Here is a 21007-nt window from a genome sequence, read left to right on the forward strand (position 1 = left end):
GAGGCGTCACGGCCGGCCGCACGCTTGTCGGTCGGCTTAGGCATCGGAGAATTGTTTTTCCAGATATTCAGCATATTTGTTTTTTATGGGGAATGTCATCGGCGACCCGCGCCGTCGAGCCGGCCATCTTTCGATCGATCGCCGTCGATTCCGGTGTCCGGCAGGCCGGGCACAACTGATATCGGCAAGCGGAACCAATGGTTTAGGCGCAGCATGCAATCGGTTGTGAAAAAAGGAGGGCCCCGTGTCAGGGGAGGTGGAACAGGTGATGGGTTTTCAGGAGAGGTCGGCCGGACCGGCGGGCCGACCGATGGCGGATGCAATCCGGGGAGAATTCGTTATGCGGCGGTATCCATGGGCAGCCTTTGGGACGTTGTCTCCGCCATATACAAAACCGCCGCGGCGTTACACCCAATGCCGCGGCGGTTGCTGGCTATGCCAAGTCATCGGGATCAGTCGCCCTGGCTGTCGATCTGGATTTGTTGACCGACAATGGTGTCATCGGGCAGCCTCAGCCCGTCAACGATCACCCGTTGGTCGATCTCCAAATCATCGATCGAGATCGTCTTGCCCCTCTTACTGAGCAGTTTGGTCTGAAGGGTTTCCTGCAGGTTTTTGTCACGATAGGTGGTGACCCAGATGGTCTCCTCGGCCACGACAAGGGCCGGCGGAAAACCGGGTTTGATCTCCATGATGGTGGCGTTGAAACGTACCGGTTGGACCTCATCGGGATCGATGGCCATGGTGAACAGCGAGGGGATGGAACCCGTGTCCCCGGCGCTGCCGTTGACGGCAGACAGCGCCACCATCAGCATTACCGCGAAAACGAACAGGGCCCAGGGGCAGGGGATCCGTGTTTTTTGGGTTTTCATCTTGTTTTTCTCCGTTTTTAACCAAAATGATCATGGATTAATTGATCACCTGGCGCCAATAGAAGCGATGCATGCTGAGATCTTCATCCGGTGTTTCCGATGCAATGCCACCTTCCACGCCGATATAGAGCACGGTGCCGCTGGAGAGTACCGCAATGGTTGGCGACGAGGCGATGGAAGAACCGATCACCGTGCTGCGGTCCGCTTTGGTCCGGGTCGTAATCGTGTTGCCATCGGAATCGGTATCCGTCGAGTAGTCGTACGCTGCTTGCCCGGTTTCGTAATCGACGGCGTAAAGTCTCGATACGCCGGTGCTGCCGGTGGCCGCGCAAGGATCCTCGGCGGTGTTGCCGTCCTCGTCGGTGTCGGGCGTGTAGGTGGTGAAATAGAGTATCCCTGCATACACGACGACCGATGAAATGACTTTTTCGCCCGTGTTTTCCAGCCTGAAATACCAACTGCTGCTGTTGGCCAGGGTGGTCTGCCAGTTCTCTTCGTCGGAACTGCTGCTCTCTTCGTAGGTTTCGTCGGTGACATCCATGAGGTCATCTTCGGTCAGGGTCTCGAAGGTATCACTGTCGGCCCAGGTGTTCTTGATCGCGTAGATCCGGTTGACCACCCCGGTTCCCGATGGGTTGGCCCGATCGCCGGTGCCGAAGAAGATCATGTCGCCGTCGGACTCAATCACCGCGTCCGGCGAGTAGAAGATCTTGCGCTGGACCCCGTCGGCGCTGGCGTTGAACAGCTTGCGGCCGCGCCACGTCCCGTCACCGCCGGTATTGCTGTCGGTGAGGTCGCTGTCGTCATCTTCGAAGGCCCACATCATCCCGCCCAGATCGCCGGCATAGACCCGGTTGGTGTAGCCATCGCTGTTGGCGTCGAACCCCATGCGTCGGTGATGCAGTTTTTCATATCGGAGAAATTCGCCGCGTTGAAATTCAGTGCGCTCACCGAGCCGTCGGTCACGTCGATGGTAAACACCGCCCTGCCGGCCGTGTCCGTGCTCACCGGGCTCTCCAGATCCTGGTTGGTATCGTAGCCGCCGGCCATGAGCAGAACGGTTTCACTCGTCGTATCGCTGGTCTTGATGACCTGCTCGGAAGAGGAACTCCACGACTGTCCGAGAGCGGCGTCACTTCCATCGCTCGTTCCGTCACCGTCGGTATCCACACCGGTCAAAAGGTCCTGCTCGACATCGTAGAGATAGATGGGCTTTTCCGGATCGGTGATGTCAAGGGCGTAGTAATTGTAACCGCCGCGCCTTTCACCGAAGAAAAGAATTTTTTGGTCGTTGTGATCCACCAGGGTGGGCGCGCCATCCATGAAATAGTCATGGTCGCTGGTGCTGTCCGATAGTTGCTGCAGGCGACTGAGTTGATCCGGCGGTGTAAAGGCCCAGGCCTCACTGCCGTCGCTGTCCCTGAAAGCATGCAGGAGACCGCCGTTGGTTCCCACGAAGATGTATGTCTCCTCATCGAAGGTTTGGACCAGCGGCTCTGAATGGATCACGTCTCCCATGATCCATTCGCGGTCGGTACCGATGACACCATCGATGACGGCCTCGCGCTCCGTCGTGGTGGAAACCCCCAGAAGTGATGCGGTCAAATCGTCATTGTCGCTTGAAAAGGCGTTGCTGCCGTCGGTCAGCGCGGAGCTTTTCCCGAGATAGGTGAAAAGCTGCCGGTCGGCGTTGTCCATGAGCAGTTCACCCAGGCCACCCTTGGTGACATCCGGCCCGTCGATCTGGTTCGACCAGTACGACTGGGCGTTGTCCTTGATATTACCATCGTCATCGGTGGCCGCCGCATCGTTGGCATCGATGATCGCCCCCTCATCGTCCAGGCCGTATTTCTTGACGTTTCCCGCCCAACGACCGCTTGACTGCGGTTTGAAAAAACCCACATAGATATAGTTGCCCGCATACACCTGGTTCATGCTGCTCAGGGGAACCACCGGTGAGGTGTAAATGGCGTTGGTCTCCTGGATGCTGCTGATGATCGATTCGAAGGCATCGGTCAAACCGGAGATACTGTTGGCCACGTAGTATTCACCGCCGCCATTGGCGGCCGTGTCCTCCAACAGTTCCTGATCGGTTTGAAAACCGATGGTATAGGTGATGATGTTTTGTTTTTCGTAGGCGCTGTCTCCGGTTCCCAAACTGGGATTGCAGTCGTTCTGATACAGGTAGGCGGCCACGTCATCCAGGTAGTCGGATGCCGCCACGCCGGTGGAATCCCCGGAATTGCCATCCTTGTCATAATCACCGATGGTGTCGCCATTGATATAGGCCTTGTTGGCAAGGTAGGTGTGATTGTCGGCGGTCGGTGCGCCGTCGGTCATCAAGATGATGTAGTTCTTCTGACAGCGGTACTGCATGGGACTGGTATAGGTGTCGGAATCGGTCAGGACGTCATCGGTATAGTGCTGGTAATTGCTGTTGAACCAGCTTTGCATGCCTGCGAAATAAAGCCCGGCTTCGGCCAGGGATTCGGCCAATGGGGTGCGGCCATCGGCGGTCAGGCCTCCCACCGCGTCGATCAGCTCCTGCCGGTAGGTGTCGTTGTCGGTTATGCTGTCGATGGCTTTGATGACACGGCCGCCATTTTCATCGCTGTTGCCGTCATTGTCATTGAACCGCATCAGGCCGAAGCGGACATTTTCCGTATTTTGAATGATATTGGTGATCACCGTCTGGGCCACGGCGATTCGCGTGCTCAATGTTCCGTAGCCGGAGGCATCATAGTTGAGATAGTTGCCCAGATAGAGGTCTTTTTTCGATCCACCGCAGGTGCCGCTGCTGGTCAGTGCCGCCTTGGACGCATACCCGTTACTTTCCAGTTCTTCCTTGATGGACGTGCAGGTGACGTTGGCGATATCCGACACCAGAATCGAATAGGTGGTGCCGCGCCTGCCGTTCCAGCTCTTCTGGTAGACCGCATCGGCAACGTAGGACCCCGAGTAGACCGTGTCCCCGCTGTAATATTCCGACGGGACGTCCTTGGTGGACATACTGCCGGATGTATCGAAGATGATCAGGATATTGGGTTCGATGTCCGCGCTCTGGGTGCCATAGATTTCGGTGTCGTCGGCATGGAGGGGCAATGCCAAGGCAAGCAGGCAAACGATCAACGCCGTGGTTCGGGATAGAGGGTTCATGATCCGTTGCTCTCTGTATGGAATTTGGATGATGGTTGCTCGGGGGATGGCTGATTCACGCTCACGGCTTGTTGAATATTTTCCACGCGCCGACCTGTACCACCGTGTTGTCGGACGTCGCCGTCGAGGTGATGCTGTACCGCCGGATCTGAAAATACTTCGCGCTGTATCCGGATCCGCTAGGCGGCGAAGCCGTATGGGACATGGCGGGGATCTGGTCGCCGACATCGCCGTCGAAGACCGTGGACCCGCTGTTTTCGATGCAGCGCACCTGTATGGTGGCGACCGGATTGCCCTCGTCGTCGGTGGTCAAGGCATCGAATTCACCACTGGCCTCGGTCTCTGAAGCCGAGAGGAAACTGTTCGTCAGCCAGGTGGTGTAGTTGACCCGCGCGTCATTGATACCGGTTTCGGCATTGTAGAAGGTCGTGGTGGCCATCTGTTGGTTCCGGACGATGGCGGTCTCGTTATTGGAAATGGCGATGGCGGCGATACCGGCCAGCGTCAGGATCACCAAAACCATCAGGCTGACAATCGTGACGCTACCGTCATTGTTGCCGAGATGTTTATCGAAAAAGTGTCGGTCCATGTTTTTTCCTTTGAAAGTCCAAGACCGGTTAAACATTCCGGATTCGGACCCGCTCGGTCAGCGTGCGGGTGACATACCCCTTGCGCCCGGCGGCCTCGCGGACCGTCATGGCGATCACGACGATGGTGGGGGACGATGGATTACCGGTCAGTTCGTCATCATCTTCATCCAGGTAGGTGAAGCTCAGTTCGGTGACGTTATCCAGGAGGATTTCCGCCGTGGTGTCGTCGTTGTCTTGTTTCTGGAGAAGCTGGGTGCCGCTGAGGTAGTATTTGACGCGTTCATTGTTGCCTGCCGTGACCGCGCCGTCGTAATCCAGATCGGCAATGAAATCGACGGCGGTTCCGGTGGTTTCGACAAAACCGCCGCCGGCGCTGCCCAGGGGGTCCAGCCCGGCCAGCCGGATATCCTGAACCATCAGATCCATGGCCGCGCGAATGTCCTGCTGGGCCGTTGCGCGGGCGGTTTCAGTGGTATAGGATCGGCTCAGTCCCGAGAAGATGCCGATCACCGCCGCCAGGACGATGGCGCCCATGGCCATCCCCACCAAGAGTTCAACCAGGGTAAACCCCCGGTCGGACCATCCGATGCGCTGGTTCATAGCCCGTCTCCCGCGACGACCGAGGTGAACGATACTTTCCGGGTTCCTTGACCCACAAAAGGAAAACTGACCGTCACCGTTACCGTCCTGGCATCATTGCTGGTGTTGCCGTTGGAATCCACATATGCAGCCACCGTCCATGTGCGGGTGTAGATTCCACCGGGATCGCCGTTTTCATCAATGGGGTTGTTGGGATCGCTGGTGGTGGTCGGCAAGGTCGACGGATTCAACGTGTCCGATGAATCGGCGATATCGCCGTTCTTGATCGTTTCCATTTGTGCCTGTGCCAGCGTGGTGGCCTGAGTAAAGGTGTTGCCCGTCTTGTTGTTTCGCACGGCGGATATCTGCATGGCGGCAACCGCAAGGAGTCCGATGGAAAGAATGCTCATTCCAATCAGAACTTCGATGATACTGAAGCCCTTGGCGTCGCTGAGTGGTTTTCTTGGCAGCCGAATGATGTTCATGTTCTATTTTCCCTGATCCTTAACTCATGTTGATGCGACCCAAACGATTAATCCGGATTGTCCGTTGGTTGGTGCTGTCCGACAGAACCACGGTGCCGGTTTGCTTGCATAAGCCCTTGCCGTCAAAGTGGGTTGCGCTGTTTGAGAAGGTGATCGACCCGATGGTCACGCCGACGGGCATGCTTCTATTTCTGAGAATCGATTCGCTACCGTTGCAGGTGCCGTCACCGGCGGTTCCGCTGCCGCTGCCGTCATCCACAAACACCGTGTACCCACTGGAGACGAAAGACACGCACACATCGCAACCCTTCCGGATCGCGGCCTGCTTTGCCAATTGTAGATCACCCCTGAGGATGTTTACCGCTCCGTTGAATTGGGCGTTGTTGCGCCATCTGATCATGCTGGGGATGGCGATCGCGGAAAGAACCGCGAAGATTGCAATGGCGACCATCAATTCAAGAAGTGTAAATCCTGACCTGTTTTTTATTGGATGCATGTCCATGTCGATACCCTGGTTCCAAATAACGTTGCCGAGATTTTTCTGATTCGTAACCTATGAACGATGTTTACGATAGAATTGTGAAAAAAAATTGATGAATTGAAGAAGATTGGATGGTCAGGCGGTAATCGGGAGTTCGATGGGGATGAATCTGGGGGATGGGCCCGGTGTCGGATGCGGCCGGCTCCGGACTCGACGGTGATGGGTGGTTTTGATCAAGATCTGTCGGAAGAATTGGCGTGGGGCGGCCGGACGCCTAGAGCGTAAGCCCGACCATGAACCCCTGATACACCGCTGCCGGCATATCGCCGGGTTGACAGCAGTCGCCGATGGCGTGGACCGGAATGCCGTGGTCACCGAGTTTTGCCGTCAACGCGCGGTCGGCGACATCGCCGGCGCAGAGGATGGCAACATCGGCCGGGATCAGCCGGTCCTCCTTGCCCTTGATGTCGGCCCTGACGCCATTGGGGACGATCGCTTTGGCCCGGGCTTCGGTGAGCAGCCGTGCCCCTTTTGTGCCCAGCTGCAGCAGAAGCGGCATGCGGGTGATCATGGGCATGTCCTGACCCAGGGTCGCGCCCATTTCCACCACGGTGACGGTGTTTTCCATCTTTAACAAATACAAAGCGGTCTCCAGACCGACCAAACCACCGCCGATGATCACCACCGATTTGCCCTTGGGGGCCTCCTCGCAAAGGAGGGTTTCCACCGTTTTAACGAACCCGTTGGCACTTGCCGCAAATTCCGGAATATGCGGCTTGGCACCGGTGGCCACCACCACCGCGTCCGGCTCTTCTTCCAGTACGGCCGCCACGTCGGCGCTACGATTGAGGACGATTTCCACCCCCTGGCCGATGGCCTGGCGACGAAGAAAGGCCTTGAACGCATCGAGTTCGGTTTTACCGGGGGGCATGGCGGCGATCTTCAGGCGTCCGCCCAGATCGGCGTTTTTCTCCCATAGCACCACCCGGTGCCCCCGCCGGGCGGCAATGATCGACGCTTCCAGGCCCGCCGGCCCGCCGCCCACCACCAGAACCCGTTTAACCTTTTCCGGCTTGACCGGGCGAACGCGCAACTGCTTCTCGCGGCCCAGGCGGGGATTGACCAAGCAGCGGATCGGTCGTCCCTTCTCGATATTGCCCACGCACCCCTGGCAACAGGAGACACAAGGCCGGATGTCGTCCCAGCGGTTTTCCCGGGCCTTGACCACCCATTGGGAATCGGCCAACAGCGCCCGTCCCAGGGCAATCATGTCGGCCCGGTTTTCCTGAAGCACCCGTTCGGCAAAGTCCACATGGCGGATCTTATTGACCGTAATCACGGGGATGGAGACCGCCTGTTTGATGTTTTCCGCCAGATGGACGATGCACCCTTCCGGCATGCCCATGGTGGCCTCGGCCGGGATGAAGTCCTTGTCCCAGAGAATACTCCCGAAACCGACGGAGACGTGCAGGGCGGAAACGCCATGGGCTTCGAGCGTTTTGGCGATGGTCCGCAGGTCGGCAAATGAGTTGCCGTCAGCAGGTTCCTGGCCGTTCATGCGACAGACGATCGGATACCCGGGACCGACGGTTTGTCTGATGCGCTCGATGATATCGATGACGATTTTCAGGCGCCCTTCAAGGTTGCCGCCATAGGCGTCGTTGCGTTTGTTGGCCCATGGCGAAAGAAACTGGCCCAAGAGGTACATATGGGCGCAATGCAGGCCGATCATGTCGAATCCCGCCTCGACGGTTCGCCGCGCGGCCTGGCCGAAGGCTTCGACGATTTCCTCGATCTCGTCCATCGTCAGCGGTCTGGGGACGACATGTCCCGGTGTGGGGTGGGCCAACGGCGACGGCGCCACTGGCAGTCGGCCACCGGTCCGCTGCAGCCGCATGCTGGGTGGCGACAGGTGGCCGGCGCGTCGCCCCGCATGGGACAGTTGGAACATGGCCTTGGCCCCACCGGCCTTGATGGCCTGGCTTAACCGGGTGAGTCCGGGGATGCAGCGGTCGTCGTCCGCCGCCAGTGGGTTGTCGGTATTGTTGCCCAGCGGATAATCCACAATCCCATCTTCAACGGTCACCAGTCCGACACCGCCCCGGGCGCGCTCTGCGTAAAAATGCACCATGCGCTCGGTGACAAGGCCTTTCCAGGCGTAATGACTGGTCATCGGCGCCATGACAATTCGATTTTTAACCGCAATACCACCAATCTCGATGGGTTCGAATAACTTCAAACAAAGCCTCCCCAGAATGTCATATATAGATATTATATGATCTCATATCATACAAAAAATATGATTTCCAGAAACATCTGCCGAGGGGCCAGGCAACCGCATTTAGATTTCATCCCTGTTGTTGGTGTGATCAGAAACCCAGTGTTTAGGATCAATCAATGCCAAATGCCAAAATCCAAATGCCAATTGAAGGCTGGTATCGATTTTAGATGGCTAGAATACCGCCAATTGGCCTTTGTCATTGGACATTTGATATTATTGCGTGTCGTTACCGTGTAAAACAAGGAGCAACGACTCAAATGCGGTTACTCTGGCCGAGAGGCCGGGGGAGGGGCGGATGGGAAATGATTTCGCTGTGCAAAGATGAGAGACGGCGGCGGTCCAGGTGGACGACCGCCGCCATGCGGTATGTCGATGACGCTGCTGGCTACCGGGGACCGGAATCAGGCTTGCAGGCCATCCCGGGTATAACGGAGGTACGCGGATTTTCCCTTCTGCCGGTAGCCGCTGTCCAGTTGCAGGGACAAGAGGATCGATTCGAGGGTATCCTTGCTGGTCTGCAGGCTGGTGACAATGGCCTCCTTCAAGGTGGCGCCGGCGGCGACCATTTCCCCGATCATCAGCGTGATGCGGGTCGAAATCTCGAGGCCGTATTCTGCATGACCGCGCAGCAGGTTGATTGCGTTGATCACCTCGTCGGCCTTCTCGTCGCCGATCCCGGTTTTTTGCAGCAGCACTTCACGTTCCACCGCGTTGGGCAGGTAATCCATGAAGAGCACGTAAAACCGGTCCCGCAGGGCCGGGTCGAGAAGTTCCGTGCCGACGAACTCGTCACCTTCGTTGAGGGTCGCGAAGAAAACCACCCCATCCGCCACTTTCAGGAGCCCTAACTCGTCCATCCACACCTCGCGATCATCCGAGAGGATGGAGAAAAGCATGTTGAGGGCCTTGGGGTTCTCCGGTCGGTTGATCTCTTCCAAATGGATGACGCAGTTGGGGGTTTGCAAGGCTTGTGGAAAAAGAAACTGCTTGTAACGCGTTTCGCCGTTTTCCAGGGTATACTCGCCAAAAAGCTGGCCGGGCTCCGATAGGATGCCGACCTGGAACGTGGCCATGGGTTTCTGATGCACGGCGGCATACTGGCGCACGATGGAGGACTTCCCACATCCCTGACGACCGGCGACCAGCACGTTCAACGGATGACGCTGGGAGATGATATTGATTTTGTCCAAAATGCTCAAGGTATCGCTGTCAATGTAGAAAAAAGGATCTTCCTCGGGCACGCTCAAATCGAATCGTTTTCTGGCTGTCGTCAAGAATTCACCTCGTTGCGGCAAAAGCGGCCAACGGGCTGCCATGCGCGGTTTTTTTATCTGTTAATAAAATATGCATGCACCGGGCGTTATTGGAAGAACCGTGCTCCCTTTACCGGCAGCTACCTCCCCTTGCCGGGCAGGACTGGCCGCCCTTGGCCGAAGAGCGCCCAGTCGTGTGGGCTGTCCATCCCCGAAAGTGCAAACCGGAACTAAAATGCCCATTCAATTCCGCAGGCCTGCAGATATCTAACTGAGTAATATTCAACTTTTTAACGAGGCGTTTGTCAAGTCTTTTTTTTTACACATGAGGTTTCTTTGGTGATGTTCGGGAGGGTCCGGTGGGCTATTTAAAATGTATGCAGCTTCTTATAACAAGTTATTTATTCATCTTATTTTTGGATTTGAAGAGAACTTCCGGCATAAGTCGCGATTCTGCTGACGGCCGACGGCGGATGCGTGCAGGCCGTTGATCAAATCTTCCCTTAGGTTGAATTACACCATTGTTTATCATTTTGTTGTATTTTTATTTGAGTAATATTCTATGATTTAATAAAGCAATTGCCCGGAATTCCACTTGGTCCCGACGATGTTTGGGGACGTCCATCGGGTTGAAACAGGGGGCGCTTGCCGAGCCTCGAGCCGGTTGCCAGTATGTGATCGCGTTATGTCGTATGGCGTAAAGTGGGTGTGTTTGGGCAGAATAAAAAAGAACGCCATTTTTTATCTGACCGCTTTAAAAAAGAGCGCCAAGGCCGAAGAAAATGTTGACAACTTTCTTGAGGCGCGAAATGAATTCTACTCAATTATGTAAGTTTGTTAAGTAAACATTGGAGATATCGGGCTCAAGGATGATGGACTCGTAAAAAGTCGCATTTCCGACGGATTTGTAAAGAGCCCGAGATCAAGGCTTGCGAATCCCGAGGAATGAGGCGTACTTAGCGTACTCCGCAGTGACGAGATGAAGCGTAACGCCGATATCGGGCTTTTTACGAATCCGTCAAGGGTGACCTGATCGCTTTTCTGGACACCCTGATGGAAAGCGTCGCCAAGGGGCATCGAAAAACTCAAGGGGATCGAGAACGAGGCCGTAGCCAGACAAGCCAAAACCACCGATCTGTCGATCAAGATGCTCACTCCGTCTCGAAAAAAAAGCCAACGGTGTCGCCGTGGCTGCCGAAGAGATGGGCGCCAACATGAATTGTGTGGCGGCGGCCGCCAGCGAAGAAGCGTCGACCAACGTCGGCATGGTGGCCTCCGCCTCCGATGAGATGGCCGCGACGGTCAAGAAGATCGCTGAAAACGCTTTATAGAAACTGGGCAGCTTGTTCGGAACTTATGCAATTGGCCTGCATGGTTTTCAGCCACTCTTTTTTTTCGGACCTTCTCAGGGTGAAGGCACGCTCCAGCGGTTCAGCCACCAGCGTCAGTCCGTTTTGCAGGCGCACCGGTCCGCCGACAAAGCTGAACCGGCCGCTGCCATCGGGGCGGTAGCTGAGGCCGTTGACCACTTTGCCAAGTAGCAGTTTTTCCAGCATCACAACCAATCCCCTGGCGGGAGACCGTATGGCGGAACTTCCCTGGGATTCGACGATCTCCAGCCCCCGTTGAATGGTGCGGTCCATGATCTGCCGGACCTTCTCGGCCGATAGCACCCCTTCTGCCACGCAACGCTCGACGGATAGGGTCACGCCATTGGCAAAGGTCGCTTCACTGCCCAACAGGGGAATCATGTTGTTGTTGTGTTCACCGATCACTTGGGCGCGAACCTCAAGGACCGCATGGCCCTCCGCTTCAAGGGCCTGCCAGATAAAATGGCGGAACCTGGCCGAATCCAATTCGCCCCCGAACCCCAGGATTTTGTTTGCGTTCACCCCGGCGTCCAGAACCACTTGCATCAGGCGGTGTCCGATGGGATTGGTGACAAAGATATTCAAGGCATTTGGGCATGCGGCATGGGTGCAATTCACCACCTGTTTCAGCACCGCTTGGTTGCGGGATAGAAGCTCTTCCCGGGTGGGCGACTTGCCGATGGGCTCCAGGGTGTCCGGGTTGATGGGCGCCGGCTTACGGCCCTGACCGATGGTATGAATGAAAACATCGACCGGATGCTCGGCGGACGACGTAGCGGCAAAATCGGTGTATGTGCGAATTTCGATGGCGGTTCGGCAACCCTCGATGCGTTCGAGGAATATCCGATCGGTCAGATCCATGACATTCCCGGAGGCAGGTCCCTGGCTGTTGGCCCGCACCAGCCCGATCACTTTTTTTACGATGGGCGACTTGGCGGCCTGCAGTATGGTCTCTTTGCCGATGCCGCCACTCGCACCGGTAACGGCGACAACCTTTTTGGGCAGTAGCAGGGCCTGGGCATCGTCACAGAGCTTGTCGAGCCGTCCGAGAATGCGTTCATGCAATTCCCGGAAATTTTCCACCCCATGGGCCCGCTCAATCAATGCCGTTATATCCGCGGCAAGATCGTCGCTTAACGGCGTTTGTCTGTCGCCCAAGGCAACCACAACCGCTTGGGCAAGCTGATGCCAGCCGGTATCACCAATAATCGGCGTCATCTGCAATTCCTGGGTAATCTTTTCTTCTTGCGCGTTCAAGTAAATTAAACTGAGTAATATTCAAGTTTATAAAAAAGAACTTGTCAAGCTTTTTCAAAACCCATGTCACTTTGACGGCGTTTTCGATCCAGGCTCAAACTCTTTGAAAATACTATGAATTATTCGTTTTAATGGTATTTTAATTTTAATTGATGAGTGTTGTATGGAACACGGGATGCGGTTCGGAATGCTGGCACCGATCACGCTCTATGCGAATTGGCGCATCCGGGCATAATTTAATTTCACAATTTATTGCTTTTTTCTGAGTATAATTCTATTTTGAAGGAGGGGTTATCCGGCACGTCTGCCCAGCCTGCCGATCCGTTACGGTTTGGCTCCGCCGCTTTCAAGCCGAATTGAACTTGCCAAACCTTCAGGGTAAATAATAAGAAAGATACCAATAACCGTTCTTTTTTGGCGTAAAAGGAGTAATTGTGAGCAAAAACAACAAAAAGGAGGCGATTCTGACGGCGGCCCAGGAAATCTTCGCCGAAAAAGGACTCCGTGATGCGACCATCACGGAGATCGCCAAAAAAGCCGGCGTGGTCGACTCGATCATCTATCACTATTTCAAGAACAAGGAAGACTTGCTGTATTGGGCGCTAGCCGAACAGATGGAGTTGGCGCTCAAAGATCTTTCCTTTCACTTTGAAGGCATCATGGGGCCGGTCTCCAAGCTCGGCAAGATGGTCTGGTTCCACCTTTACATGAACGACTACAATGCGGGCAACGCGCGTATCCGCAAGAATCTCTTGTTCGAATGCCGTTCCAACAAGACGTTTCACCAGCACGAAAGCCATAAAGCGTTACAGAAATACACCCGGGTGCTGACGGATATTTTGCATCTGGGGGTGGAGGAGGGGTATTTCCGCAGTGATTTGAACCTTGTTCTGGTCCGGGACATGATTTTTGGATTTTTGGATGAGGAGTCCTTGGCCTGCCTTTCCGCCCACGAGATATCCGAGAGCCTGCCCGATTTCGACGCCATTATGGGCCTGATCCTGACCATGATCGAGGCACGGCCCGCTGATGGCACACCGCCAAGCGAAAAGACCAACAAGGCCGATCTCGTCCGCGAGGCCGCCAAGGATGTTTTTGCCGAAAAGGGATTCAACAAATCCACCACCCTGGAGATCGCCAACCGCGCCGGTGTGGCCGAGGGGACGATCTATGAGCATTTCAAGAACAAGCAGGACCTTTTGTTTGCCATCCCCAGGGAGCAATTCGCCCTCTATCGGAGGCGGATGGAGGAGGTCCACCGATCGAGCGACGCCTTGATTCAACTGCGCCAGATGATGTGGAGCCACTTCTGCATTTTTGTTTCCGACCGGCGCTTCCTGCAGGTCTATCTCAACGACGTCAAACTGAATAAAAACTTCTACACCACCGACGCCTATCCCCATTTCCTGCACTACCTGGACCCACTTTACGACATCCTCGAGCTGGGCAAACGGAAACGGCTGTTCAAACCGGACCTGGATAACCGCATCTACCGCAACCTCTTTGTCGGCGCCTTCACCCACATGTCCATCCGCTGGTTCATCATCGGCAATTCCAGTCCTCTGACGGTTATGGAGGAATTCGGTCAGGCGTGCGACCTGCTCTGCCGGGCCGTGCTGATCGATCCATGGAATTCGTGAATTTCCCAACATTGACGGATTCGTAACAAGCCCGATATCGGCGTTACGCGTATCCTTCGTCACTGCGGCGTACGCAGAAAGTACGCCTCATTCCTCAGGATTCGCAAGCCTTGATCTCGGGCTTGTTACGAATCCGTCGGAAATGCGAATTTTTACGAGTGCATCAACATTCATCCGAATACGCGCGTTTCAACGAATCCGCAGGACGATGATCGCCCGGCGTTATCCGTGACCCTGAACATCTGTCACGGTGCCAAAGCCGGGGAGGTGTCCAAACTTCTCCAGAATCTTGGTCACAACACACCCGCCGTGTTTCCGGAATATCGTCAATTTTTTTATAACAACATAATTTAATTATATTTTAATATATTCTGCCATCAGACGCGGCCTCCCTTCCGCCCCACAATCCCTAATTGGTCGTAAATATTTAATTTTATTAATATGATATCTGATTATGGATAAAAAATTAATGAATGGGCCGAATAAAATGTTGACAACTTAATAAGGGCGTGGTTGATTTTCACTCAGTAATACATCTTTTTAGTATAAATATGGATCAGGATCATCCCGACATTTTCCCTGCTATTGCACAAAACGCTTTAATTTTAGTGTTATTTGATTGTTAGGAAAACTTTATTAAAATAGATTTCCAATCAAATTAATCGGTATTTAGGTCTTTGTTGAAACCCTTCTTAAAAGGAGTGTCCCATGGCAGGCGCCAAACCCAAAAAAGAGAAAAAGCCCGACATCACCTTTTTCCATCCCGACTTGCTGGAGGTACCGGAAGACGGGTCTCCGCCCTATCTCAAGGGCTATCGTTGTAAAAAATGCGGCCAACTGGACTTCCCCAAGCTCGACCTCTGTCCCACCTGCTGGGGCAAGGAATTCGACATGGTCCCCCTGTCGCGCCGCGGAACCCTTTACAGCTACGCGGACTGCTACATCGGCCAGCCCGGCATGGAAACCCCGTATATCATCGGCTACGTGGATCTTCCCGAGGATCTGCGCATCTTTGCCATGCTCGACGGCAAGGTGGAGTCGTTTCGTTGCGACGAGGAGGTGGAATTGACCGTCGGCCCGATCCGCATGAACCAGGATGGGGTGCCCATTACCAGCTACAAATTCAAAAAGGTGAACGACTAGCCACATGCCCGAACGGACAGTCACCGTTTTCAATGACGTCAATTGAAGGAGCTTTAGGATGAAGCTGAATCGTGAAGTATTCATTGCCGGGGTCGGCGAGACCCCGTTTCGCAAGCATGAACTGGATTTCGATGCCCTGGGCCGGTGGGCCGTGACCCAGGCACTGGAAACCTCCAACATCGACCGCCCGGATGTGGTTCAAAGTGCCTACTTGGGCAACGCCACCAACGGTCTTGTCACCGGACAGACCCTTTTCAAGAATCTGGGGATGCTCTCGAAGATGCCCATCATTAACGTGGAGAGCGCCTGTTCCGCCGGGGCCATGGCCGTACACCTGGCCATCAAGGACGTGGCCTGCGGCCTGACCGAGGTGTCCATGGGCGTGGGTGCGGAAAACCATACCCTGCACCGCCAGGCCGGCACCGCCTTCACGCCGGCGATGAGTGACATCGAAACGGTGCATGGCGGGGTCATGACCGGCAAGTACTCCATGCGCGCCACTCGTTACATGCACGAACGCGGCGCCACCATCGAGGATTTCGCCATGATCACGGTCAAGAACCGTAAGCATGCCACCCATAATCCCCACGCTTGGTTCAAGGGTGAGATCTCCGTGGAGGAAGTGGTCAAATCCCGCATGGTCGCTTATCCCATGACCCTGCATCAGTGCTGCGGCATCGCCGACGGTGCCGGTGCCGTGGTGGTCTGCTCCAAGGAGATGGTCAAGAAACTGGGCATCGAGAAGCCCGTGCGCGTGGCCGGTAGCGTGGTCACCTCCGGGCCCTACCACAACCGCCCGCGGGACATCACCGGCGACGACATCACCGAGGCGACCAGCGAGCAGCTCTACGAGGAGTCGGGCATCGGTCCCGAGGAAGTCGATATTCTCGAACTGCACGACGCCTTCACCATCGCCGAGCTGCTCTACTACGAGTGCATGGGCCTGTGCAAAAAGGGTGACGGCCTGAAATTCCCTGCGCGACGGGCAGTCCACCTACGGCGGGCAGTGCGTGGTCAGTCCGCGGGGCGGCATGCTCTCCTACGGTCACCCCATCGGCGCATCCGGCGCGGCCCAGATCGCCGCCAACGTCAAGCAGCTGCGCGGCCAGTGCGACGGCTACCAGGTGGATCCGGTTCCGCGCGTGGCCATGAGTCATGTCACCGGTGGCGGTCTCTCCGGCACCGAACACGCCGCCTGCACCATGCACATGCTGGTCAGGGATTGGTAGTCGGAGCGCTTGACGCTACCGGATAATTTGATCTGGATCTTTTGATACGTGCAAGGCACGCACAAGGAGGATTCAAGTGGAAGAGGTAAAAAACAGAGTGGCCGTCGTCACCGGCGCCACGGATGAAATCGGTTCGGCGGTCTGCCGTCGCCTGGCCGGCAACGGCGCCATCGTCGTGGCCGTGGATAGCGATCGTCAGAAGGTGGATGGCCTGGTCGCCGAGCTTACCAAAATCAATCCAAAGGCCATGGGGGCCACGATCGACACGGCCAGCGAGGAACAGATCCGGTCGATGATCGCCGATGTGACCGCCAAGGCCGGGATGATCGACATCCTGGTGAACAATTTCGACCATTGCGACGCCAAAGCGCTCGACGACGTCTCCAGAGACCAGTGGCGCCTGAGCTTCGATCGGAATGTCGACCCGATTTTCTTCATGATTCGTGAGATCCTGCCCGGCATGAAGGCCCGCAAGTACGGCCGGGTGGTCAACATCGGCAGCTATCCTACATCGGCTTGCCGAACCTTTCCAGCTACGCGGCCGCCAAATCGGCCATTTTCGGACTGACCCGCTCCCTGGCCCTGGAATCGGCCAGGGACGGGGTCACGGTGAACTGCGTGGCCAAGCGACATCGCGACGGCAGGCATGACCGAGGCGGACATCGAAGCGTCTGTCAAGGCCATCCCGGTGAGGCGCATCGGCCGGCCGGAAGACGTGGCCAAGGCGGTCGGCTTCTTCGCCTCGGATCGGTCGCCCTACGTCACCGGGCAGACCTTTTTCGTCTGCGGCGGGAAAAGCATCCATTTTTCCATGTCCATTTAATCGCCAAATACCTGTCTATGAGGGAGGTCTTCCATGGGTATTGAAAACAGAGTCGCGCTGATCACCGGTTCGGCCAGTGGTATCGGCAAACGGACCGCCCGCCGGCTGGCGGAAAGCGGTGCCAAGGTGGTGATCAACGACATTCAAACCGAAAAGGTCGAAGAGACTGTCGCTGAATTGAAAAAGGACGGTTTCGACGCCATCGGCCAGGTGGCCAACATCGCCGACAAAGCCTCGGTCGACGCCATGGTCGAGAACACCGTGAACGCCTTCGGTCGGCTGGATATTCTGGTCAATAACGCCGGCATGGAGCGCGCCGGGGCCTTGCGAAAACTCACCGAAGCGGACTGGGACATCACGCTCAACGTCAACCTGAAAGGCGCCTTTCTGTGCAGCCAGGCGGCCCACAACCACATGGTGCCCAACAAACACGGCCGGATCGTCAACATCGTATCGCGCGCCTGGCTGGGGGGTGCCGGACAGGCCCCCTATACCTCAGCCAAGGCCGGACTGGTGGGCTTGTCACGGGTCCTGGCCCTGGAACTGGGCAGCAAGGGCATTACTTCCAACTGCATCGCCCCTGGGTTGATTCATACGCCCCTGTGGGATGAACTGCCGGAGAAAAACCAGAAGTTCCTGCTTTCCAAACAGCCCACGGGGCAATTGGGAAGCATCGATGACATCGCCGAGGCGGTTCTCTTCCTGGCGGACGACGACAGCGACTATTTCACCGGCCAGGTCCTCTACGTGTGCGGCGGTCGGAGTCTCTACTCCGGTTGATGGACTGCCCGGCGGCCCGGATGCCCATGCATCGCGGCCCGGGCCGCCGGGCCGCCGCTAGATGAAATTTGTTATCAAGTCGAACCCAGTCCCACTTTCCGTGGGTCACCTGCACCAGATAACGGGTGCCATGTCAAGGAGGATATCGATGGATGCCACTTCTCTATCAGGCGTCCGGGTGCTGGACTTTACCGGTACCTCGGGCCCTACGCCGCTAAACTATACGCCAATCTGGGCGCCGAGGTGATTCACCTCGAGTCGTTGGCCAAGGATCCCCTGCGCCGTATTGGTCCGTTTTATAAAAACGAACCGGGGGACGATCGCAGCCTGCAATTTCTCTACTACAACACCGGGAAGAAAGGACTCGCCCTGGATCTCTCTCGCAAGGCAGGCCAGGAGCTGTTTGTGAGGCTTTGCGAGACGGCGGACATTCTCCTTGAAAGCTTTGCCCCCGGCTACCTCGACAGCCTGGGGCTCTCCTTTGATCGGCTCAGCGCGGTCAATCCCCGACTGGTCCAGACGGCCATTACGCCTTTCGGCAGTTTCGGGCCCTATCGCGACCTGCCGGGATCGGATCTGGTCACATCGGCCATGGGTGGATTTCTTTTTTGGCCGGCATCGACAACGACAAGCCGGTGCGTGCCTGCGACAACCAAGCTTACCGCATGGCCGAGGCCTATGCCGCCGTGGGCTCCTCCATCGCGCTGCTCTTCGCCCAACGCACCGGCATCGGCCAGTTCGTGGATGTGGCCTGCATGGAATCGGTGGGCATGGCCCTGGAGAACGCCGCCCAATACTGGGACCTGGAGGGCACGAACCGCCGTGGCCGTGGCACCGAGGCCGGATCGGCCACCGTGCATCCCTGCAAGGACGCTTTATCGCCATCGTGGCCATCATGGGCAGCAACAAGGTCATGTGGGATCCCTTTGCCCAATGGATGCAGGAGGAGAACATCGAGGAGTGGGAGGCCTTCCAGGAAGATTGCTGGATCGAACCGGCCTACCGCAAGTCCAAAGCCGGCTACGAGCGTTTTTGCCGTATTTTCGAGCGTTACACCCTGCAGCAGGACAAGTTGACCCTGTACGAGAAGGGCCAGGCCCACCGTGTGGCTCTCACCCCGGTGAGCAACGGCAAGGATCTGCTTGAGAATCCGCAATTGAACTACCGAGGGTTCTGGCAGACCCTTCATCACGACAACCTGGGCGGAGACGTGACCTATCCCGGCGCACCCTACGAATTCGGCGAGATTCAATGGCGTATGGGAAGCCCGGCGCCGACCTTTGGCCAGCACACCGCCGAGATCATGCGTGAGCTGGGCTATGATCAGGACCAGATCGAAAACTTGGCAAAGGAGGGCATCATCCATGTTGGCTAATTTAAAAGGCGCCCTCAGCGGCATCGTCGTATGTGATTTTTCCTGGGTTGGTGCCGGTCCCATCGCCACCAATGTATTGGGCCAGTGCGGCGCGGAAATCATCAAGATCGAAAGCAAGAAGCGCCCGGATATCCTGCGCAAGGGCGGCCCCTTCAAGGACGGCATCGGCAAGGGACTGGAGCGCAGCGGGTATTTCGCCAACCGTAATCCCAACAAGAAGTGCATCGCCCTGAACATGAGTCGTCCCGAGGCCCGCGATGTGGCCGTACGCCTGATCCGCAAAAGCGACGTGATCATCAACAACTTCCGCGTGGGCCAGATGGAAAAGTGGAATTTGGGCTGGGAGGATGTTCGCCAAATCAACCCGCGCATCATCTATATCACCATGAGCCTCCAGGGGGTCACCGGCCCGCATAAATCCTACATGGGCTATGGCGTCAACCTCAATGCCCTGTGCGGGCTCACCGCGCAGTCGGGCATGCCCGGCGGCCGGCCCTTCGGCACCGGCACCAACTACACCGACCATGTCATGGTGCCCTCGCATACCCTCTTCGGATTGATGGCTGCCCTGATCCAACGGGAGAAAACCGGCCGGGGGCAGACCGTCGAAGTCTCCCAACTGGATTCGGCCATCGCCATGAAGCCCACCGATGCCATGGCGTTTGCGGCCAACGGCGACATCCTCACGCCATCGGGATATGGCGATCCCGATGCCGCGCCCCACGGGGTCTACACCACCCTGGGCTATCGCAAATGGATCGCCATCGCCGTTTTCACCGATCCGCAGTGGCAGGCCTTCAAGCAAGCCTGGGGCATCCGGCCTGGACCGCCGATTCCAAGTTTGCGACCCTTGAAGGACGCAAAGCCAACGAGGAAGAGCTCAACCGGCATATCGAGGCCTACACCCGGACCCGCTATGCCGAGGATTTGATGGCGCCCTTGAATCGCCTTGGGGTTTCGGCCGGGGTGGTCAACGATGCCCGCGGGGCCATCGACAACGATCATCTTCGCCAGCGCGGCTTCTGGGCCTATCTGGATCATCCCGAGGTGGGCTCGACCTTGTACAACCGTCTGCCGGTGGTCTTCTCCAAGACACCGGCGCGGATGGAGACGGCCGCCCCCCTGCTGGGGCAGCACACCCGAACGGTTTTGAATGAGATGCTGGAGTACTCGGAGACGGAGATCGACCGCATGATCGAGGCGGAAATTCTGATTTAACCCGCTTTTCAACGCATTAAAGGAGACAATAATGGATTTTGCCATTTCCGAAGAATACATGATGCTCAAGGAATCGATGCGCGAGTTCGTCAAGCGTGAGATGCTGCCCCTGGAGCGCGAATTTCTCGAACGCGACATGAGCCTGTGGACCGTGCCGGGACCGATGCTGCCCAAGGAGCAGACCGCGCGGCTGAAGAAGATCACCAAGGAGCTGGGCTTTTGGGGCATCGAGGTGGGCGAGGAGTTCGGCGGCCAGGGGCTGGGCATGCTGGCCAAGACCCTGGTCATGGAGGAGCTCAGCCGTTCGTTCATCGGGTTTTCGCCCCACGGCTTCATGCTGCCGCCGGACGCGCCCAACCTGTATTACCTGCACAGTTGCTGCCATGGCAGCCAGCGCGAAAAGTACTTCCAGCCCTATGTGGAGGACCAGCTCGACTCGGCCATGGCCGCCACCGAACCGGGGGCCGGCTCGGAC

The 21007-nt window shown here is 56.7% G+C and carries 18 protein-coding genes and 4 pseudogenes; 12 read left to right on the forward strand and 10 right to left on the reverse strand.

What is annotated here, in order from left to right; translation table 11 throughout:
- Positions 1 to 452 precede the first annotated feature (452 nt).
- The 9 genes from JCM12296_RS21180 to JCM12296_RS21220 form a co-directional block, all read right to left on the reverse strand.
- Positions 453 to 872: a hypothetical protein gene (locus JCM12296_RS21180; protein WP_054697700.1), complete on the reverse strand. Its 420-nt coding sequence runs from the start codon at positions 870 to 872 to the stop codon at positions 453 to 455.
- A gap of 37 nt (positions 873 to 909) precedes the next feature.
- The gene (locus JCM12296_RS21185; protein ID WP_054697703.1) at positions 910 to 1761 is read right to left on the reverse strand and encodes a pilus assembly protein; all 852 of its coding nucleotides are present in this window, start codon (positions 1759 to 1761) and stop codon (positions 910 to 912) included.
- Positions 1695 to 4028 (reverse strand): pilus assembly protein, encoded by a 2334-nt coding sequence (locus JCM12296_RS21190; protein ID WP_157067793.1) that lies wholly within the window; start codon positions 4026 to 4028, stop codon positions 1695 to 1697. Before JCM12296_RS21190 ends, JCM12296_RS21185 begins: the two co-directional genes overlap by 67 nt.
- 61 nt (positions 4029 to 4089) lie before the next feature.
- Positions 4090 to 4617, reverse strand: a complete 528-nt coding sequence (locus JCM12296_RS21195; protein WP_054697709.1) for a pilus assembly PilX family protein — start codon at positions 4615 to 4617, stop codon at positions 4090 to 4092.
- Positions 4618 to 4645: 28 nt separating this feature from the next.
- The gene (locus JCM12296_RS21200; protein WP_054697712.1) at positions 4646 to 5218 is read right to left on the reverse strand and encodes a PilW family protein; all 573 of its coding nucleotides are present in this window, start codon (positions 5216 to 5218) and stop codon (positions 4646 to 4648) included.
- Positions 5215 to 5682 carry a prepilin-type N-terminal cleavage/methylation domain-containing protein gene (locus JCM12296_RS21205; RefSeq protein ID WP_054697715.1) on the reverse strand — a complete coding sequence of 156 codons (468 nt, stop codon included), beginning with the start codon at positions 5680 to 5682 and terminating at the stop codon, positions 5215 to 5217. Before JCM12296_RS21205 ends, JCM12296_RS21200 begins: the two co-directional genes overlap by 4 nt.
- Positions 5683 to 5701: 19 nt before the next feature.
- Positions 5702 to 6184, reverse strand: coding sequence for a GspH/FimT family pseudopilin (locus tag JCM12296_RS21210; RefSeq protein WP_083456370.1), 483 nt, complete (start codon positions 6182 to 6184; stop codon positions 5702 to 5704).
- Between the two features lie 253 nt (positions 6185 to 6437).
- Positions 6438 to 8402, reverse strand: coding sequence for an oxidoreductase (locus tag JCM12296_RS21215; protein WP_054697721.1), 1965 nt, complete (start codon positions 8400 to 8402; stop codon positions 6438 to 6440).
- 443 nt (positions 8403 to 8845) lie between these two features.
- Entirely contained in the window at positions 8846 to 9718 is an 873-nt protein-coding gene (locus JCM12296_RS21220; RefSeq protein WP_246804665.1) for an AAA family ATPase, read from the reverse strand.
- 1166 nt (positions 9719 to 10884) lie between these two features.
- Here JCM12296_RS21220 and JCM12296_RS38680 point away from each other — a divergent pair.
- Positions 10885 to 11028, forward strand: a complete 144-nt coding sequence (locus JCM12296_RS38680) for a hypothetical protein (RefSeq protein ID WP_157067794.1) — start codon at positions 10885 to 10887, stop codon at positions 11026 to 11028.
- Here the strand turns inward: JCM12296_RS38680 and JCM12296_RS21225 are convergent.
- On the reverse strand, positions 11023 to 12285 hold the full coding sequence (locus JCM12296_RS21225) for a lactate/malate family dehydrogenase (protein WP_054697727.1): 1263 nt from the start codon (positions 12283 to 12285) through the stop codon (positions 11023 to 11025). The two genes, JCM12296_RS38680 and JCM12296_RS21225, sit on opposite strands and share 6 nt — an antisense overlap.
- Before the next feature lie 473 nt (positions 12286 to 12758).
- Here JCM12296_RS21225 and JCM12296_RS21230 point away from each other — a divergent pair, with 473 nt between their 5' ends.
- The 11 genes and pseudogenes from JCM12296_RS21230 to JCM12296_RS21265 all read left to right on the forward strand — a co-directional run.
- Positions 12759 to 13964 (forward strand): TetR/AcrR family transcriptional regulator, encoded by a 1206-nt coding sequence (locus tag JCM12296_RS21230; RefSeq protein ID WP_246804667.1) that lies wholly within the window; start codon positions 12759 to 12761, stop codon positions 13962 to 13964.
- A 708-nt stretch (positions 13965 to 14672) separates the two neighbouring features.
- On the forward strand, positions 14673 to 15107 hold the full coding sequence (bbsA, locus tag JCM12296_RS21235; RefSeq protein ID WP_054697732.1) for a benzoylsuccinyl-CoA thiolase subunit BbsA: 435 nt from the start codon (positions 14673 to 14675) through the stop codon (positions 15105 to 15107).
- Positions 15108 to 15165: 58 nt separating this feature from the next.
- Positions 15166 to 16362, forward strand: a complete 1197-nt coding sequence (locus JCM12296_RS49675; protein WP_308417253.1) for a thiolase family protein — start codon at positions 15166 to 15168, stop codon at positions 16360 to 16362.
- A 71-nt stretch (positions 16363 to 16433) separates the two neighbouring features.
- A pseudogene (locus JCM12296_RS47885) lies at positions 16434 to 16829 on the forward strand (SDR family NAD(P)-dependent oxidoreductase); the annotation flags it as partial.
- 23 nt (positions 16830 to 16852) lie between these two features.
- Positions 16853 to 16909, forward strand: a pseudogene (locus JCM12296_RS50680) (hypothetical protein); the annotation flags it as partial.
- A 73-nt stretch (positions 16910 to 16982) separates the two neighbouring features.
- Positions 16983 to 17159 (forward strand): SDR family oxidoreductase, encoded by a 177-nt coding sequence (locus tag JCM12296_RS47890; RefSeq protein ID WP_083456372.1) that lies wholly within the window; start codon positions 16983 to 16985, stop codon positions 17157 to 17159.
- Positions 17160 to 17192: 33 nt separating this feature from the next.
- Positions 17193 to 17939 (forward strand): SDR family NAD(P)-dependent oxidoreductase, encoded by a 747-nt coding sequence (locus JCM12296_RS21250; protein ID WP_054697737.1) that lies wholly within the window; start codon positions 17193 to 17195, stop codon positions 17937 to 17939.
- A 243-nt stretch (positions 17940 to 18182) separates the two neighbouring features.
- Positions 18183 to 18751: pseudogene (locus JCM12296_RS47895) on the forward strand (CoA transferase); the annotation flags it as partial.
- Positions 18752 to 18834: 83 nt separating this feature from the next.
- Positions 18835 to 19314, forward strand: a complete 480-nt coding sequence (locus tag JCM12296_RS47900) for a CoA transferase (protein WP_281492100.1) — start codon at positions 18835 to 18837, stop codon at positions 19312 to 19314.
- A pseudogene (locus JCM12296_RS21260) lies at positions 19304 to 20532 on the forward strand (CaiB/BaiF CoA transferase family protein). Before JCM12296_RS47900 ends, JCM12296_RS21260 begins: the two are co-directional and overlap by 11 nt.
- Positions 20533 to 20563: 31 nt before the next feature.
- Positions 20564 to 21007, forward strand: a 444-nt coding sequence (locus JCM12296_RS21265) for an acyl-CoA dehydrogenase family protein (protein WP_172684015.1), incomplete at its 3' end; no start/stop codon positions are given.

The sequence above is a fragment of the Desulfosarcina cetonica JCM 12296 genome (assembly GCF_001311845.1).
Lineage (GTDB): Bacteria > Desulfobacterota > Desulfobacteria > Desulfobacterales > Desulfosarcinaceae > Desulfosarcina > Desulfosarcina cetonica.

Bases quoted from the DNA above. Each gene is read 5' to 3' on its own strand.
- bbsA (WP_054697732.1), top strand. From the start codon at position 14,673: ATGGCAGGCGCCAAACCCAAAAAAGAGAAAAAGCCCGACATCACCTTT.
- JCM12296_RS21185 (WP_054697703.1), bottom strand. From the start codon at position 1,761: ATGGGGTTCGACGCCAACAGCGATGGCTACACCAACCGGGTCTATGCC.
- JCM12296_RS21225 (WP_054697727.1), bottom strand. From the start codon at position 12,285: ATGACGCCGATTATTGGTGATACCGGCTGGCATCAGCTTGCCCAAGCG.
- JCM12296_RS21190 (WP_157067793.1), bottom strand. From the start codon at position 4,028: ATGAACCCTCTATCCCGAACCACGGCGTTGATCGTTTGCCTGCTTGCC.
- JCM12296_RS21250 (WP_054697737.1), top strand. From the start codon at position 17,193: ATGGGTATTGAAAACAGAGTCGCGCTGATCACCGGTTCGGCCAGTGGT.
- JCM12296_RS21195 (WP_054697709.1), bottom strand. From the start codon at position 4,617: ATGGACCGACACTTTTTCGATAAACATCTCGGCAACAATGACGGTAGC.
- JCM12296_RS21200 (WP_054697712.1), bottom strand. From the start codon at position 5,218: ATGAACCAGCGCATCGGATGGTCCGACCGGGGGTTTACCCTGGTTGAA.
- JCM12296_RS49675 (WP_308417253.1), top strand. From the start codon at position 15,166: ATGAAGCTGAATCGTGAAGTATTCATTGCCGGGGTCGGCGAGACCCCG.
- JCM12296_RS21180 (WP_054697700.1), bottom strand. From the start codon at position 872: ATGAAAACCCAAAAAACACGGATCCCCTGCCCCTGGGCCCTGTTCGTT.
- JCM12296_RS21210 (WP_083456370.1), bottom strand. From the start codon at position 6,184: ATGGACATGCATCCAATAAAAAACAGGTCAGGATTTACACTTCTTGAA.
- JCM12296_RS21205 (WP_054697715.1), bottom strand. From the start codon at position 5,682: ATGAACATCATTCGGCTGCCAAGAAAACCACTCAGCGACGCCAAGGGC.
- JCM12296_RS47900 (WP_281492100.1), top strand. From the start codon at position 18,835: ATGGGCAGCAACAAGGTCATGTGGGATCCCTTTGCCCAATGGATGCAG.
- JCM12296_RS47890 (WP_083456372.1), top strand. From the start codon at position 16,983: ATGACCGAGGCGGACATCGAAGCGTCTGTCAAGGCCATCCCGGTGAGG.